Annotated in this window: 12 protein-coding genes and 2 pseudogenes; 8 read left to right on the forward strand and 6 right to left on the reverse strand. The window is 63.1% G+C overall.

Translation table 11 applies throughout. The features are described 5' to 3' along the window. The first annotated feature begins 6 nt into the window (after positions 1-6). From ACFQDL_RS29615 to ACFQDL_RS29645, 8 genes are all read left to right on the forward strand, one after another. Positions 7-735, forward strand: coding sequence for a copper resistance protein B (locus tag ACFQDL_RS29615; protein ID WP_379912444.1), 729 nt, complete (start codon positions 7-9; stop codon positions 733-735). A 126-nt stretch (positions 736-861) separates the two neighbouring features. Continuing rightward, on the forward strand, positions 862-2,037 hold the full coding sequence (locus tag ACFQDL_RS29620; RefSeq protein ID WP_379912446.1) for an ABC transporter ATP-binding protein: 1,176 nt from the start codon (positions 862-864) through the stop codon (positions 2,035-2,037). 219 nt (positions 2,038-2,256) lie between these two features. Further along, positions 2,257-2,646 (forward strand): hypothetical protein, encoded by a 390-nt coding sequence (locus ACFQDL_RS29625; protein WP_379912448.1) that lies wholly within the window; start codon positions 2,257-2,259, stop codon positions 2,644-2,646. A 135-nt stretch (positions 2,647-2,781) separates the two neighbouring features. After that, positions 2,782-4,056: a TolC family protein gene (locus tag ACFQDL_RS29630; RefSeq protein ID WP_379912450.1), complete on the forward strand. Its 1,275-nt coding sequence runs from the start codon at positions 2,782-2,784 to the stop codon at positions 4,054-4,056. 135 nt (positions 4,057-4,191) lie between these two features. After that, on the forward strand, positions 4,192-4,752 hold the full coding sequence (locus tag ACFQDL_RS33110; protein WP_465264005.1) for a heavy metal-binding domain-containing protein: 561 nt from the start codon (positions 4,192-4,194) through the stop codon (positions 4,750-4,752). Continuing rightward, positions 4,725-5,513 carry an efflux RND transporter periplasmic adaptor subunit gene (locus ACFQDL_RS33115; protein WP_465264006.1) on the forward strand — a complete coding sequence of 263 codons (789 nt, stop codon included), beginning with the start codon at positions 4,725-4,727 and terminating at the stop codon, positions 5,511-5,513. Before ACFQDL_RS33110 ends, ACFQDL_RS33115 begins: the two co-directional genes overlap by 28 nt. Before the next feature lie 63 nt (positions 5,514-5,576). Continuing rightward, on the forward strand, positions 5,577-8,741 hold the full coding sequence (locus tag ACFQDL_RS29640; RefSeq protein ID WP_379912452.1) for an efflux RND transporter permease subunit: 3,165 nt from the start codon (positions 5,577-5,579) through the stop codon (positions 8,739-8,741). Positions 8,742-8,866: 125 nt separating this feature from the next. Next, positions 8,867-8,989, forward strand: a complete 123-nt coding sequence (locus ACFQDL_RS29645) for a hypothetical protein (protein ID WP_379912454.1) — start codon at positions 8,867-8,869, stop codon at positions 8,987-8,989. A gap of 79 nt (positions 8,990-9,068) precedes the next feature. On the opposite strand, the gene ACFQDL_RS29650 is transcribed toward ACFQDL_RS29645, so the two are convergent. The 6 genes and pseudogenes from ACFQDL_RS29650 to nhaC all read right to left on the reverse strand — a co-directional run bounded on the left by ACFQDL_RS29650 (position 9,069) and on the right by nhaC (position 15,127). After that, a complete protein-coding gene (locus ACFQDL_RS29650; protein WP_379912456.1) occupies positions 9,069-10,532 on the reverse strand; it encodes a sensor domain-containing diguanylate cyclase in 1,464 nt (487 codons plus the stop codon). 187 nt (positions 10,533-10,719) lie between these two features. Further along, positions 10,720-11,763, reverse strand: coding sequence for a succinylglutamate desuccinylase/aspartoacylase family protein (locus tag ACFQDL_RS29655; protein ID WP_379912458.1), 1,044 nt, complete (start codon positions 11,761-11,763; stop codon positions 10,720-10,722). Between the two features lie 99 nt (positions 11,764-11,862). Further along, complete coding sequence (locus tag ACFQDL_RS29660; RefSeq protein WP_379912459.1) at positions 11,863-12,291, reverse strand: VOC family protein; 429 nt, start codon at positions 12,289-12,291, stop codon at positions 11,863-11,865. A 147-nt stretch (positions 12,292-12,438) separates the two neighbouring features. Beyond that, positions 12,439-12,876 (reverse strand): rhodanese-like domain-containing protein, encoded by a 438-nt coding sequence (locus ACFQDL_RS29665; RefSeq protein ID WP_379913443.1) that lies wholly within the window; start codon positions 12,874-12,876, stop codon positions 12,439-12,441. A gap of 150 nt (positions 12,877-13,026) precedes the next feature. Continuing rightward, a pseudogene (locus ACFQDL_RS29670) lies at positions 13,027-13,472 on the reverse strand (MBL fold metallo-hydrolase); the annotation flags it as partial. A gap of 130 nt (positions 13,473-13,602) precedes the next feature. Continuing rightward, positions 13,603-15,127: pseudogene (nhaC, locus tag ACFQDL_RS29675) on the reverse strand (Na+/H+ antiporter NhaC). Positions 15,128-15,156: the final 29 nt, after the last annotated feature.

The raw sequence follows: 15,156 nt of genomic DNA on the forward strand, positions 1-15,156 counted from the left end.
GATCCAATGAGCAGATTATCGAACCCGGGCGCACTCCAGCGCCTGACAGTCGCCGCCCTGGCTCTGACCGCCGCCATACCGGTGGCGGCCGATATGAAGGACGACGCGGTGATGAGCAAATTCATGCTGGATCGCTTCGAAACGCGTCGCGACGACGGCCAGGACCTGCTGGCCTGGGAAGCCCAGCTCAATGTGCACACCGATTACCAGGGCCTGGCGCTGAAGCTCGACGGCGAACGCCCCGAGGGTGGCCCTACCGAAAGCGCCGAATACCAGTTGCTGTACCAGCGTCTGGTCTCGGAGTTCTTCGACGCCCAGTTCGGCATTCGCTATGACGATCAGCCTGGGCCGTCCCGCAGCTATGCGGTCGCCGGCCTGCAGGGCCTGGCGCCTTACTGGTTCGAGATCGATGCCAACCTGTATCTCAGCGACGAAGGCGACCTGTCGGCCTCGCTCGAAGCCGAGTACGACCTGCTGCTGACCCAGCGCCTGGTGCTGCAACCGGCCGCGGAGCTGAATGTCGCTTTCAGCGACGACGAGGAGATCGGTGTCGGTTCGGGCCTCGGCACCGCTGAACTGGGGGTGCGACTGCGTTACGAGCTACACCGCAAGTTCGCCCCCTACATCGGTGTTCACTGGGAGAAGAAATTCGGCGATACCGCAGACTTCGCCCGGGAAGAAGGCGAGGACATCGAGTCCACCACCTACCTGCTGGGCGTCACTGCCTGGTTCTGAGGTTGCGGTGACAGGCCGGACGGAACACTCATTCCCCGCGCCTGACGGCTCTGTCCATCCAGTCTCAAACCAATGAGTATCCGGGCCTTTAGGCCCGGACATTCTCACCCGAGTTCGGTTACCTGAATGTTCGAGCAACTCCACCTCTTAAGCGACGAACTGGTTGCTACCTATTTCAGCCATTCGCACTGGTGGCTGCATACGACAGTGCACTGGATACTGCTCGGCTCCCCCATTATGTTAACCGGTTTACTCGCACTTCAACTGCATAAAACCCTGCGATTCTACCTCCACAAGAGTCAACAACTGCTCCCTGCAAAAAATATTCAGCGCAGCAAAATGCACCGAGAGATCAGCGGAACACTCTATTCCTATATTGTATTTAACACCGGCAGGCAACAAGTCCTGCTTTTTCTGGTGGCACTGCTGTCCCTGCCTTTACTGTACATAACACTGGAAATTCCCAAACATATCGTCAACCATGCCATCGGCACCGATGACTTTCCAATCGATATCGTTGGTATCCAGCTTGATCAGCTCGAGTTTCTGTTCGGACTCTGCCTTCTCTATCTGTTGGCCATCAGCCTGAATGGCTCACTCAAATATTCGGTAAACCTGTTCAAGGGTATACTGGCCGAATCGATTCTCCGGCGATTGCGGGTCAAGGTCTACAGCCTGTGGCGCAAGCGCCAGGGCGAGAGCAACCAGTCCCAGGTTATCCCGGTCATTGTGCAGGAACTGGAGGCCATCGCCGGTTTTGCCGGCGATATCGTCGTGCTGCCGGTTTTCCAGGGCGGCACCTTCCTGACCATCCTGTTTTTCCTCTTTATGCAGGACCCGTTGCTGGGCGCTGCGGCCGTATCACTGCTCCCCGTGCAACTTATCGTGATTCCTCATCTGCAGAAAAAGGTCAATTATCTTGGCCGCCTGCGCATGAAGGAGGTGCGGCACCTTGGCAGGGTGATCGGGGACCATACCGATCAATTCCCTTCAAAAACGGTTTCAGCCTTTGCCTCCATTCGCACGCTGCAATCGCTGCGCATCCAGATTTACCGCCGCAAATTCATGATGAAAGGGCTCTACAACTTCGTCACCCATATGACGCCTTTTTTCTTCTATACCATTGGCGGCTATCTGGTCATTGAAGAAAAGTTGACGTTCGGTGCACTGGTGGCCGCACTCGCCGCTCACAAGGATTTTTCGGCACCGCTAAAAGAACTGTTCAGATACTATCAAACACTCGAGGATGTCCGTATCAGATGGAACGAGCTTGCGATTTTATTAAAACGCCAGCCGGGCTAGATCAAGCATAAACCACTAGGAATGCTCGCCGTGACAATAGCGAAGACACGCAGCAGGAAACAGAAAACTATTGATACCCATCAACAAATATCATCTATTATAAGAGTAATATGATTTCGACAATGGCGACCAAAAGTTGCTGAAAGCTATACTAAGTCATATCGGAAAGCAGTACGTTTACTGACAGCGGATAAAACGATTTCAGGAGAATTCGCGACCATGCTGATGCAGCAGTTTCGCAGCCGACGCAAACTGATCCGGCCTCTGCTGCTGTTGTGGCTGATCTGTTCCGCTGCGCTGCTCTGTCAGGCCCTCGTTCCTCCGGCGGCCTCGGCGATCGCGTTGTCGACATCCGCCCTGTCCGACAGCACCACCCTGGATGCGGACGGGTGCGATCATCCGCTAGCCGATCAGGTATCCGACTGCGAACGCCAGTCTGATCTCAGTCTGCCGGCATCGCTGGTGCTGCCACTGGCAGTCCTGTCGCTGCTGATGGCCATCTTCGCCCTGCCCCATCTGCGCCGGATAGCGATCCCGGCCCGGGCCGCCGGGCCCTTCCGTTTTCCGCCTCCCCCACTCCGTCTGCTGAAGTGCTGCTATCTGAATTAGCGCTTCACCTTTCGCCACTGACCCTTGAATGACATGGACGCCGTTGCCGCGTCCGGCACCGCCTGTTGACGCCCGAAATCCGGGGGATCCGAGGCGGCAGCATATCGTACTGCAACACTGGAGTGACCCTTTGCCATGCGACTGACGCTTTTGGTTGCCGGCCTGCTGGCCGCTACCGTTACCTTTGCGGCGCCGCCGCTAACCCTGCTGCAAGCCGAACAGATCGCCCTGGCCCGGGATGCGGAAAGCAGCCGTCTGAATCTGCTCGGCGAGGCTGCGGACCACCAGGCCGTGGCCGAAAGGCAGCTGCCGGACCCCAGGTTGTCCCTCGGGGCACAGAATCTGCCCACCGACACTTTTTCGTTCGATCAGGAACCCATGACCCAGCTGCGACTGGCGCTGACACAGCAGTTTCCCGCCGGCGACAGCCTGCAGTTGGCGGGCAACAGACGACAGCTCGGAGGCGATGTCCAGCGGCAACAACGCCGTGACCGCCAGCTCAAGATTCTGGAAGGCGTGCGACTCGCCTGGCTGGAACTGCTTCACTGGCAGCATGCCCAGAACATCCTGCGGGAGGATGCGCAACTGTTCCGGCAGTTGCGGGATATCACCCGCTCCCTGTACCAGGTCGGCCGGGCCCGGCAACAGGACCTGCTGCGTGCCGAAGTGGAACTCGCTACCCTCGATGACCGGCTGCTGCAGGCCCGGCTACGGGAACAGGAAGTCCAGGCCATGCTGGCACGCTGGATCGGCGACAACAACGCCCGGCGACCGCTGGCCGGCGAACATCCGGCTGCGGCGTCCTGGTCGCGGCAACCGTCGGACATCGATGCAGCCCTGATTGCCCATCCCAGCGTGCAGCAGCGGGATCTGCAGATCGAGATCGCCGAAACCGGCGTAGCGCTGGCGCGCGAAGCTTACAAGCCGGCCTGGGGGCTCGAGGTGGCTTACGGCTGGCGCAACGGCGACAACGCCGACGGATCGGACCGGTCCGATTTCTTCTCCGCCGGGGTCAGCCTGCAACTGCCGCTCTTTACCGGCCAGCGCCAGGATCGAAGGGCCCTGGCCGCGCAGCAAGAGCGCGAGGCCGCCCGGGAGCAACGCCTGGAATGGTTGCGCCAGCTGCAGGCACAGGTGGCCGCCGAACAGGCGCGGGTCGAGCAGTTCGATGCCCGGCTGGTGCTGTACCGGGACCAACTGGTATCTCAGGCCCGCGCCAGGGCCGAAGCGGCGCTGGCCGCCTATCAGTCCAACGCCACCGACTTCCCCGACCTGATGCGCAGCTACCTGGCATGGCAGGCGTTGCGCCTGGAGCAGCTGAGACTGCAAACCGATGCCGCCCAGGCCCATGCCCGGCTGGCATATTTCCTGCCCGTTTCCCAGAGCGTCATGGAGTCACCCGATGCGTAATGCACTGCTGATTGTCACCCTCGTCGCCGGCGCCTTCGCCGCCGGCTGGCATGGCAAGGCGTACTGGCACGCCGACACCGCGAGCGCCTCGACGGAGGAGACCGGTGCCGCGAAGCCCTCTACTGGGTCGCGCCGATGGATCCCAACTACCGCCGCGACAAACCCGGCAAATCGCCGATGGGCATGGACCTGATACCGGTCTATGCCGAGGCGTCGCCGGACGCCGACGACGGCGCCGTGCGGATCAGCCCGGTGACCGAACACAACCTCGGCGTGCGCAGCGCCGAAGTGACCCGCGGACCGTTGCAACTGCCGATCCGCACCGCCGGCACCCTCGTCTTCGACGAAGACCGGCTGAGCCATGTCCACAGCCGGGTCGATGGCTGGATCGAACGGCTCCATGTCAAGGCCGCCGGCGACCCGGTGCGTCAGGGCCAGAAGCTGTTCGACCTCTACTCGCCGGCTCTGGTCAATGCCCAGGAGGAGTATCTCGCCGCGCTGCGCAGCGGCAATGCCGGGCTGCTGCAGGCCTCGCGCGAACGCCTGCGTGCGCTCGGGCTGACCGGGCCGCAGATCGATCGGCTGCACAGGGAACGCAAGGTGGAACAGCTGATCGGCATCCATGCCCCCAGGATGGCGTGGTCGAGCGGCTTCAGGTGCGCCAGGGGATGTTTATCCAGCCGGCCACCGAAGTGATGTCGGTGGCCTCGCTGGAATCGCTCTGGCTGATTGCCGAGGTGTTCGAGCGCCAGGCCGGCTGGGTGCGGCCCGGGCAGCCGGTGGAGATCGCCGTGGCCGCGCAGCCCGGCCGGATCTGGCGCGGCCAGGTCGATTATCTGTATCCGATGCTGGATGCCAAGACCCGCACCCTGCAGGTCCGCGTCAGGATCGACAACCCGGACGGAGTGCTGAAACCGAACATGTTCGCCACCCTGACCCTCGAGGCCAACATCGGCGAGGCGGTGATTTCGGTGCCACGTGAGGCGGTGATCCGCAGCGGCCGCCATGACCGTGTGGTCGTCGCCGAGGGCGACGGCCGCTACCGTCCCGCGCCGGTCAGGCTCGGAGTCGAAGCCGGCGACCGGGTGCAGATCCTGGAAGGCCTGGCACCGGGCCAGCGCGTCGTCACCTCGGCCCAGTTCCTGATCGACTCGGAATCCAGGATCGACGTTTCGCTCGCCGGCCTCACCTCGGCCGACCAGCCCGGTGCCGCACCCGATCGCGTCCGGGTCGAGGGCCGGGTCGAGAGCCTGATGCCGGCGCACGGCATGCTGACCCTCAGCCACGGGCCCGTTGCGGCCTGGCAGTGGCCGGCGATGACGATGGACTTCGTCACCGCAGATGGTCTGAGCCTCGCGGGCATCGAGGCGGGACAGCCGGTGCGTGTGGAAATCAGCCGTCATGGCGAGTCCGATTACCGCATCAGCGCCATCGAACCCGCGTCGCACCGGCACTGACCCCAGGGAGACCCGAATGAACACCCTGACGACCCTCTGCGCTCATCCAGGAGGAGCAGCCGAATGATTGCTGCCGTGATCCGCTGGTCGCTGACCAACCGTTTTCTGGTCGTGCTGGCAAGCGCCCTGCTGATCGGCTGGGGCCTCCTTGCCGTGCGCCAGACACCGATCGACGCCATTCCCGACCTGTCCGATGTGCAGGTCATCATCAAGACTTCCTACCCCGGCCAGGCACCCCAGGTGGTGCAGGACCAGGTGACCTTCCCGCTCACCACCGCGATGCTGTCGGTACCCGGAGCCGTCACGGTACGGGGCTACTCCTTCTTCGGCGACTCCTACGTCTACGTGATCTTCGAGGATGGCACCGACCTCTACTGGGCACGCTCGCGGGTGCTGGAATACCTCAGCCAGGTGGCCGGCAACCTGCCGGCCTCGGCCAGACCGCAGCTCGGACCTGACGCCACCGGTGTCGGCTGGGTCTACGCCTACGCACTGGTCGACCGCAGCGGCCGGCACGATCTGGCGCAGCTGCGCTCGCTGCAGGACTGGTTCCTCAAGTACGAGCTGCAGACCGTGCCCGGCGTATCCGAAGTGGCCTCGGTCGGTGGCATGGTCAAGCAGTACCAGATCCAGGTCGACCCAAACCGCTTGCGCGCCTACGGCATCCCGCTCGCGCACATCAAGCAGGCCATCCAGCGCGGCAACCAGGAGGTGGGCGCCTCGGTGATCGAGATGGCCGAGGCCGAATACATGGTACGGGTCAGCGGCTACGCCCAGGATATCGAGGCCCAGCGCAAGATACCGCTCGGACTCAATGAGCGCGGTACCCCGATACTGCTCGAAGATGTCGCCGATGTCGTGCTGGGGCCGCAGATGCGCCGCGGCATCGCCGAGCTCGACGGCGAGGGCGAGGTGGTCGGCGGCATTATCGTGATGCGCTTCGGCGAGAATGCCCAGAAGACCATCGAGGGCGTCAAGGCCCGGCTCGAAACGCTGAAAAAGGGGCTTCCGGACGGCGTCGAGATCCTGACCACCTACGACCGCTCGGGGCTGATCCAGAACGCGGTGGACAATCTCTATGAAAAGCTGTTCGAGGAATTCGTCGTCGTCACCCTGATCTGCGCCGCCTTCCTGTTCCACCTGCGCTCGGCACTGGTGGTGATCATCAGCCTGCCGATCGGCATCCTTGCCGCCTTTATCGTGATGCAGCAGCAGGGGGTCAATGCCAACATCATGTCGCTCGGGGGCATCGCCATTGCCATCGGTGCCATGGTCGACGGCGCCATCGTGATGATCGAAAACGTGCACAAGCATATGGAGCGCGCCGAACTGACCGACGCCAACCGCTGGCAGATCATCGGCGAGGCAGCATCGGAAGTCGGACCGGCACTGTTTTTCTCGCTGCTGATCATCACCCTGAGCTTCCTGCCGGTGTTCACGCTCGAAGCCCAGGAAGGCAAGCTGTTCGCGCCGCTGGCCTTCACCAAGACCTATGCGATGGCGGCGGCGGCGGGCCTGGCCATCACCCTGGTGCCGGTGCTGATGGGCTATTGCATCCGCGGCCGGGTGCTGCCGGAGCATCGCAATCCGCTCAACCGCCTGCTGACCGCGGCGTACCGGCCGGTGATCCGCGGCGTGCTGCACTTTCCGAAGACCACGCTGCTGCTGGCCGCACTCGCGGTCGCTGTGGGGCTCTGGCCGGCCAGCCGGCTGGGCAGCGAATTCATGCCGCCGCTCGACGAAGGCGACCTGATGTACATGCCCACCACCTATGCGGCGGTATCGATCGAGGAGGCACGGCGGATCCTGCAGCGCACGGATCGCCTGATCCGCACCCTGCCGGAGGTCAAGACGGTGTTCGGCAAGATCGGACGGGCCGACACCGCCACCGACCCGGCGCCGCTGACGATGATCGAAACCTTCATCCAGCTGCAGCCGAAGGACAGCTGGCGCCCGGGCATGACAGCTGAACGGCTGCGCCGCGAACTGGACGCCCTGGTGCAGTTTCCGGGCCTGACCAACGCCTGGGTGATGCCGATCAAGACCCGGATCGACATGCTCTCGACCGGCATCAAGACGCCGGTCGGCATCAAGGTGTCGGGTCCCGACCTGCGCCAAATTGAAAAGATCGGCAAGCGCCTCGAGGAGGTAATGCCCCAGGTCGCCGGCACCGCCTCGGTCTACTCCGAGCGGGTGGCCGGCGGCCGTTACATCAAGGTGGATATCCAGCGCGAGCAGGCCGCGCGCTACGGCCTCAATGTCGCCGACATTCAGGACGTGGTGCGTACCGCCGTCGGCGGCATGAACGTCACCGAGACGGTGGAAGGACTGGAGCGCTATCCAGTCAACCTGCGCTACCCCCAGGCCTACCGCGACTCGGTGGAGCAGCTTCGGCTGCTGCCGGTCGTGACCCCGGCGGGACTACGTATCGCCCTGGCCGACGTCGCCGACATCTACGTCGACGACGGTCCGCCTGCGATCAAGAGCGAGAATGCGCGGCTCAACGGCTGGACCCTGGTGGACATCGACGGCCGCGACCTGGGCTCCTACGTCGTGGAGGCCCAGCGCCTGGTGGCCGAACAGGTGGCGCTGCCGCCGGGCTATTCCATCGCCTGGTCCGGTCAGTACGAGTACATGGTACGGGCCAAGGAACGCCTGACTTTGGTGGTGCCGTTTACCCTGGCCATCATCCTGCTGCTGCTCTATCTCAACTTCCGCAACCTGGTCGAGGTACTGATCATCATGGGCACCCTGCCTTTTGCCCTGGTCGGCGGCGTCTGGCTGCTGTACCTGCTGGGGTACAATCTGTCCATCGCCGTGGCGGTGGGCTTCATCGCGCTGGCCGGGGTCGCGGTGGAGATCGGCGTGCTGATGCTGGTCTACCTGAATCAGTCGCTGTCGCGACGCCGCGCCGAAGCCACGGCCGCCGGACGGGAACTGACGCGGGAGGACCTCCGGGAGGCCGTGATGCAGGGCGCGGGGCTGCGGGTCCGGCCGATCATGATGACGGTGGCGGCCATCGTCGTCGGTCTGGTACCCATCATGCTCGGCAATGGCACCGGCTCCGAGGTGATGCAGCGGATCGCCGGCCCGATGATCGGCGGCATGCTCAGCACCCTGCTGCTGACGCTGATGGTCATCCCGGTGGTCTACTTCCAGTGGCAGACGCTGGCATTGCAACGGTACCGCGCTGAAGACCGGGGCACGGCTTCAACGAGCCGACCCTGATACCGGCCCAAGAGGCTTCCAGCATTGAGCAAGCCCCGGAGTGAGAGTCCGGGGCCGCTGAATCCTGGGGAATGCGACAGGTTATGACCGGTACAGGAACAAGTTGTACCTCATGGCCGAGATCCGTGCGCAGATTCGGTGACGCGCTCTTCGAGGGTGAAACCGGACTCGACGATCAGCGTGTCGACCTGCCGGTCGAGATGGCAGCCGCCGGCCGCGGCATCTCTGCCGCGGGATTCTGTGACTGAAGCCAGGGGATTCAATTGAATACGCACGAACACTTGCAACAGGCCAGGCGCAAGCGCGGTAATGAATTGCCTGCAACGCTCAGATGCACTTGGAGTAGACGACAAACCGGTTTCGGCCACTGGTTTTTGCCACGTACATCACCTGGTCCGCTGCGCGCATCAGGCCCTCCGGATTGTCGAAGTCGTGCTTGTCATTGTGGGTCGCAACGCCCGCCGATGCGGTGATGGTGACTTTCTCGCCACTGTCGGTTGCCAGGGGCGATTTGCGCAGCGACGAGACCAGTCGATTCGCCACCCGGGTGGCGAGGTCGCAATCCATGCCCGGCATTATGATGACGAACTCCTCGCCCCCGTAGCGCGATACGACGTCATAACTGCGCGTATTATCTAGCAATATTTGCGCCACGTGTTCCAGGGCTTCGTCGCCGGTCTGGTGGCCATGCCGGTCATTGATCTGCTTGAAGTGGTCCAGGTCCAGGAAAATGACGCTCATCGGTTGACGATCAGTCTCGCTTTGCTCGAAGAGCGTCTTGATCGACGTATCCAGGTAAGCCCGATTCCACAGACCGGTCAGGTGGTCGCGGTTGGCCTTTTCCTCCAGCAACTGGGCCTTCCGGGCCATCTTCCGAGACTCTTCCCGGTTGCTCTCGAGCACCTGCGCGGTGTGCAGGCTGCGAACCATCATCAGCTCCTTGGCCTGAGTCATCAGGCCGTCCAGGCTCTGGACGTCGATCAGGTCCAGTTCGAACAGCTCTTCGATCTGCGGAACCTCCTTGGCCACGGCACCCAGCACTTCTCCGACCCAGACATTGTCCAGCGACCAGTGCCTGGTGGCAAAGGCACGCACCTTGCCCAGGTGCTCGCCCATGTCGTGAGCCATAAAGAAGTCGGCAATCAACCTCGACAGGGCCACGCAGCGTGCCAGGTCATCTTCGGCGGCCGATCTGCCCAAGTCGTCGCAATGCCCGCTGTCCTGGATGGCGTTCAGGAGGTGCAACGGGAAATGCCACTGATCCAGCAGCCAGACACCGATTTCGAGCTGACCGTTCTCATGACCGTCCTGTTGCGCCGCCGCCGCCCCGGGCTGCACCTTGTCCAACGCAACCAAACCGATGTCACGCAGCATGCTGGCCAGAAAAGCATCTTCTACCGGAACGTCCGGCCTCTTTCCGGCAATCACGCGGGCAGCCGTTGCGGCCAGCAACGAGCGACGCCAAAAGAGGGAATAGTCCATCCCGCCTTCCCGGCTCCGACGCATCGAAGCCGACAACGAAAAACTCAGCGCCAGCATGATGGTGGCGTTCAGCCCCAGCATCATGACCGCCATGTCCAGATTACCTATCTGACGACTGCGGGCATAGAGCGGAGAATTGGCGATACGCATCAGTTTCGTTGCCAGGGCGGGATCAAGGCTCACCGCCTGGCTGATGTCGGCCATGCTGGCCGCGGGGTTCTCGGCCAGCTCGATGACACGTGCGGCGGCCGCTGGCAGGCTGGGGAGGTCGGAACAGGCTTTGAGTTTTCGTTGCAGGCCTTTGTCCATGGCGCGGGCTCTTCTTGTGACGGGATCCTTGCCGATAATTCTACTCCCTCTGTCAATCATTGCACACGCATCAGAAGATCTGCGCGCCCTGCCCGTCAGGATCAATAAGCCAAGCCTGCCGCTGGCCCCGCGGGCCTGGCATGGCGCATTCGGAGCGGCGTGCTTTCAGGCCGCTCAGCATCCGCCATCAGACAATCGGCGGCTCGAGATCGCTGCCCGAGAATTCCAGCCCCTCTTCCTGAAAGCTTTCGACCCGCTCGGCCATGCCCTGCTCGTCTTCGTACCGGGCGATATGGAACAGCGCCTCGCCTTCGTGCACCAGCGGGATATTGGTCCGGCCCACCAGGATGCCGCTGCACCCGGCCCGCACCTCGACATCCGAATCCCCCAGCGGATCGGAAATCATTCCCATTACCTCGCCCTTCTTTACCCAGTTCCCCAGCGCGCAGAGCGTGCGGAAGATGCCGCTGCTCGGTGCCCGAACCCAGGTGCTGGAACGGGCGAAGAAGGGCTCAGGCCGGGGCGTTCCGCGACGCCGCGACGAAGGTAGCATACCCAGCTCGCGCATGACATTGATGATGCCCTTCAGGCCGGCGCGGATGCTCAGCTCGTCGAAACGCAGGGCCTCCCCCGCCTCGTACAGCAACATCGGGATGCCGAGTTCGTCGGCGGCCTGGCGCAGGGAGCCATCGCGCAGATTGGCGTTCATGACCACCGGCACCCCAAAGGCATGCGCCAGCCGGGCCGTTTCCCGATCATCGAGGTTGGCGCGAATCTGCGGCAGGTTGACCCGGTTGATCGCCCCGGTATGAAGATCGATACCATGGGTGGCATTGCCGACGATCTCCCGCATGAAAATGTCGGCCAGCCGGCCCGTCATGGAGCCGCGTTCGGACCCCGGAAAAGCACGGTTGAGGTCTCGCCGGTCAGGCAGGTAGCGCGAGTGATGAATCACGCCATAGACATTGACGATCGGTATCGTGATCAGCGTGCCTTTGAGTCGCCTGAGTCCGCCATACTTCAGCAACCGGCGAATGATCTCGATGCCGTTCAGCTCATCGCCGTGAATCGCGGCGCTGACGAAGAGGCTGGGCCCGTCCTTCCTGCCGCGCACCACCTGCACAGGCATGGTCATGGGGGTGTGGGTATACAGATGCGGCAGCGGCAACTCGAGCATGACCCGGCTGCCCGCGGCGATCTCCTGACCGCCTATCGTTATCGCCTGCGGCATGGCGGTTATCCTTGTTGCAGAACAGGGAATGGATGGCATCCAGGCGGCACCTGCACCCGGTCGCGACGACCGCGGCAGGCTTGATGCCTGGCACCCGGATTACCAGTGGCCGGTATTCTCCATGCTGGCCCAGGGTTCCCGGGGCTCGAGCGCGGGCCCCATTTGCAACAGTTCGATCGAGATATTGTCCGGTGAACGGACGAATGCCATATGGCCGTCGCGTGGCGGGCGGTTAATGGTCACGCCGGCATCCGCGAGTGCCTGGCACAGTTCGTAGATGTTCTCGACCGCATAGGCCAGATGGCCGAAGTGGCGGCTGTCGCCGGGCAGGCCCTCGTCACCGTCCCAGTTATAGGTCAGCTCCACCGGGCATTCGTGCTGCTGCGGCGGCGCCATGAAGACCAGGGTGAATCGGCCTTTCTCGTTATCCGTGCGCCGGGTTTCCTCGAGCCCCAGCAGCTTGAAGAAAGCGATGGTCTTGTCCAGGTCCCTGACCCGGACCATGGTATGCAGATATTTGAGCTTCATTTTCTCTCCCTTCGAACAGGCTTAGCGCATCGTAATCGTTGCGCCAGCCATTTTGCCCGCCAGGTACTCCCCGGCCAAGCTGAACGTGCGTAGCGGCCGTTGCGCCGGCCATCCGCCGGCGGCACCTGTTGCCTGGAGACAAGAGGGTCACTCCGACACTTCGGTTTCGAAGCCGCTTTCCAGCCAGGCGGCCATGCCGCCGTCCAGGGCCGAGGCGCGGAGAAAGCCGAGTTCGCGCAACGTGGCGGCGGCCAGAGTCGAGATTTTGCCCAGCTGGCAGATCGTTACGATCCGCCTGGTCGGGTCCGGCAACACCTGGTTGACCCGCAGCTCCAGTTGCCCCCTCGGCAGATTGATGGCCCCGGGCACATGCGACGATTCGTAGGCCTCCCGTTCACGCACGTCGAGCACGATAAGGTCGCCATCGGGCTGCGCCACCCGCGCGTTGAGTTCCTGCAGCGACACGAAGGGCACCCGCTCGGCCGCCTCGCCGAGCAGCTGGGCGACGCTCTTGCCGCCGCTCATATTGGTGCGCAGCGCTTCGGTCAGGTGGGTCGGCGCGCTCAGGTTCAGGTTGTCCATCATCTCGATGAACAGTGCGCGATCGCGCTGCTGCAGCCGCGGATTGTTCGCCAGCTCCGCGCCGAGGGTGCTGGAACCCAGTTGCTTGTAGTCGTGGGCCGGATAAACCCGTAGCGCCGGATCGAGTTTGAGGATGCCGTTGAACAGGCTGTCGTAGAGGGCCCCCGGGTCGCCGGTCGGCAGATCGGTACGGCCGGTGCCGCCGATCAGCAGGGTATCGCCGGTGAACAGCCGGTCGTCGGCCAGCAGGCACATCGAGTCGCGGGTGTGGCCGGTGTATGGACCGCCTGAATCCGCAACTTGCCCACCACCAGCATGTCGCCGTCCTGCAGGCGCAGGTCGACAAAGGGCGCCGGGCTGTCCCGGTGCATCACCACCGGTATGCCCAGGGCGCGGGCGATGGTTCGCGTCGCCGAGAAATGATCGGCATGGGTATGGGTGTCGATCACGTAGTGAATGCGCAGGCCGTCGCGGCTGGCCAGCGCATGGTAGCGATCGACCTGGTGTATTTCCGGGTCGATCAGCGCCGCCGAACAGCTCTCCTCGCACCCGATCAGATAGGACTGGCAGCCGCCGTTGGCGACCTGTTCGAAAATCATGGCGGGCCTCGGTTGTTTGCGTTGCCTCCTACAACTTTAGCCCGCTTTTGTCCGACTGCCGCGACACGCATTCGGTCCGCACCCGAAGCCGCTCCTGCCTGGCGGAACGGCCCCGGGGCACCGGACAGGATCAGCGCGACACAGCCACCCCGGCGACGCCGGCGTCATCGGCCCATTCGACATGACTCATATCGGCCACAGGCTCCTCGCTCGCTGTCCAGCCTTGACGTTCGGCCTCGGTCGCACGCGGCGAAAAGATGCCGAGATTGGCATAGAGGATGCCGATCAGCGGCGCCGTCCAGCAGGCAAAGGCCAGCGGAATGTACAGCAGGTTCTCGAGATTGCCGTCCGCGATGCCGAGTCCGAGGGCGCTGATCACGAAGGCACCGCCGGCGTTCCAGGAATCAGCGGCGACATGAGGGTGCCGCCTTCCTCGATGGCGCGCGACAGGTTCAGGGTCGAATAGCCCAGGCCCCGGTATACCGGCGCGTACATGCGGCCCGGCAGCGCGATGGAGAGGTAGGGTCGCCCGCCACCAGGTTGGTGGCGATCGAGGTCGTCGCGGCGGCGGTCTGCACACCGGCAAAACCGCGCACTCGGGTGATGATCACACCGATGATCGTCTCCAGGCAGCGGGTTTTCTCCAGCGCGCCCCCGAACCCCAGGGCGATCAGCACCAGGGAGATGGTCCACATCATCGACTGAATGCCGCCCCGATTGAGCAGACTGTCGATCTCGCCGACGCCGGTATCGATCGAATAGCCGCTGTTGCCGTAGGTGAAAAGGTCGTGCAGTCCGACGCCCTGCACCATCATGGCGGCAGCACCACCGGCCAGCACGCCGGCAAACAGGGACGGAATCGGCGGCATGCGCTTGACCGCCAGCACGATGACCAGAACGGCGGGCAGCAGCAACCAGGCGGAGATGGTGAAGTGTTCCTGCAGCGATGCCGTGATGACATTGATCTTGTTGAACGAGGCCTCATCGTTGCCCATCAGCGCAAAGCCGGCGAACAGATAGATCGCGAACGCGATCAGCATCGCCGGAATCGTGGTCGGCATCATGTTCTTGATATGGGAGAAGAGGTCCGTTCCGGTCACGGCCGGCGCGAGATTCGTGGTATCCGACAGCGGCGAGACCTTGTCGCCGAAGAAAGCACCCGACACGACCGCGCCGGCGGTCCAGTAGACCGGGATGTCGAAGCCGGCACCGATGCCCATCAGGGCAAGCCCCACGGTGCCCACGGTGCCCCAGGAGGTACCCAGCGCCAGCGACACGATGGAACAGAGCAGCATTGCCGCGGCGAGAAACAGCTGCGGCGTCAGCAGGGTCAGGCCGTAATAGATCAGGGTGGGAACGGTGCCGCTGGCAATCCAGACGCCGATGATCATGCCGACGCAGATCAATACGGAAACCGAAGGCAGCGATACGTGAATGACGTGAAACACCCCTTCTTCTATATGCCGCCACTTCAAGCCGAGACGTATCCCGACGAGGGCGGTAATCGCCAGGCCGATGGCTAGGGGTATATGCGGCGTGAAATCACCGAAATAGAACAGCTGAAGACCCAGTACCAGCAGGGTCAACACAATGGGCGTCAGCGCCAAAGGCAAGCTGGGCGGTCTGCAGTGCGTCGTACTCGTTGCGTCTGTCATATTAATTCACCTGTACTCACTTGGGTGTA

Origin of the sequence: Marinobacterium aestuariivivens (assembly GCF_042661465.1) — a bacterium.
In the GTDB taxonomy this organism is placed as follows: domain Bacteria; phylum Pseudomonadota; class Gammaproteobacteria; order Pseudomonadales; family Balneatricaceae; genus Marinobacterium_A; species Marinobacterium_A aestuariivivens.

Excerpts from the sequence above, each read along its gene's own strand:
- ACFQDL_RS29625 (WP_379912448.1), top strand. The coding sequence starts at position 2,257 with ATGCTGATGCAGCAGTTTCGCAGCCGACGCAAACTGATCCGGCCTCTG.
- ACFQDL_RS29640 (WP_379912452.1), top strand. The coding sequence starts at position 5,577 with ATGATTGCTGCCGTGATCCGCTGGTCGCTGACCAACCGTTTTCTGGTC.
- ACFQDL_RS29660 (WP_379912459.1), bottom strand. The coding sequence starts at position 12,291 with ATGAAGCTCAAATATCTGCATACCATGGTCCGGGTCAGGGACCTGGAC.
- ACFQDL_RS29665 (WP_379913443.1), bottom strand. The coding sequence starts at position 12,876 with ATGATGGACAACCTGAACCTGAGCGCGCCGACCCACCTGACCGAAGCG.
- ACFQDL_RS29655 (WP_379912458.1), bottom strand. The coding sequence starts at position 11,763 with ATGCCGCAGGCGATAACGATAGGCGGTCAGGAGATCGCCGCGGGCAGC.
- ACFQDL_RS33110 (WP_465264005.1), top strand. The coding sequence starts at position 4,192 with ATGGATCCCAACTACCGCCGCGACAAACCCGGCAAATCGCCGATGGGC.
- ACFQDL_RS29620 (WP_379912446.1), top strand. The coding sequence starts at position 862 with ATGTTCGAGCAACTCCACCTCTTAAGCGACGAACTGGTTGCTACCTAT.
- ACFQDL_RS29650 (WP_379912456.1), bottom strand. The coding sequence starts at position 10,532 with ATGGACAAAGGCCTGCAACGAAAACTCAAAGCCTGTTCCGACCTCCCC.
- ACFQDL_RS29630 (WP_379912450.1), top strand. The coding sequence starts at position 2,782 with ATGCGACTGACGCTTTTGGTTGCCGGCCTGCTGGCCGCTACCGTTACC.
- ACFQDL_RS29615 (WP_379912444.1), top strand. The coding sequence starts at position 7 with ATGAGCAGATTATCGAACCCGGGCGCACTCCAGCGCCTGACAGTCGCC.
- ACFQDL_RS33115 (WP_465264006.1), top strand. The coding sequence starts at position 4,725 with ATGTTTATCCAGCCGGCCACCGAAGTGATGTCGGTGGCCTCGCTGGAA.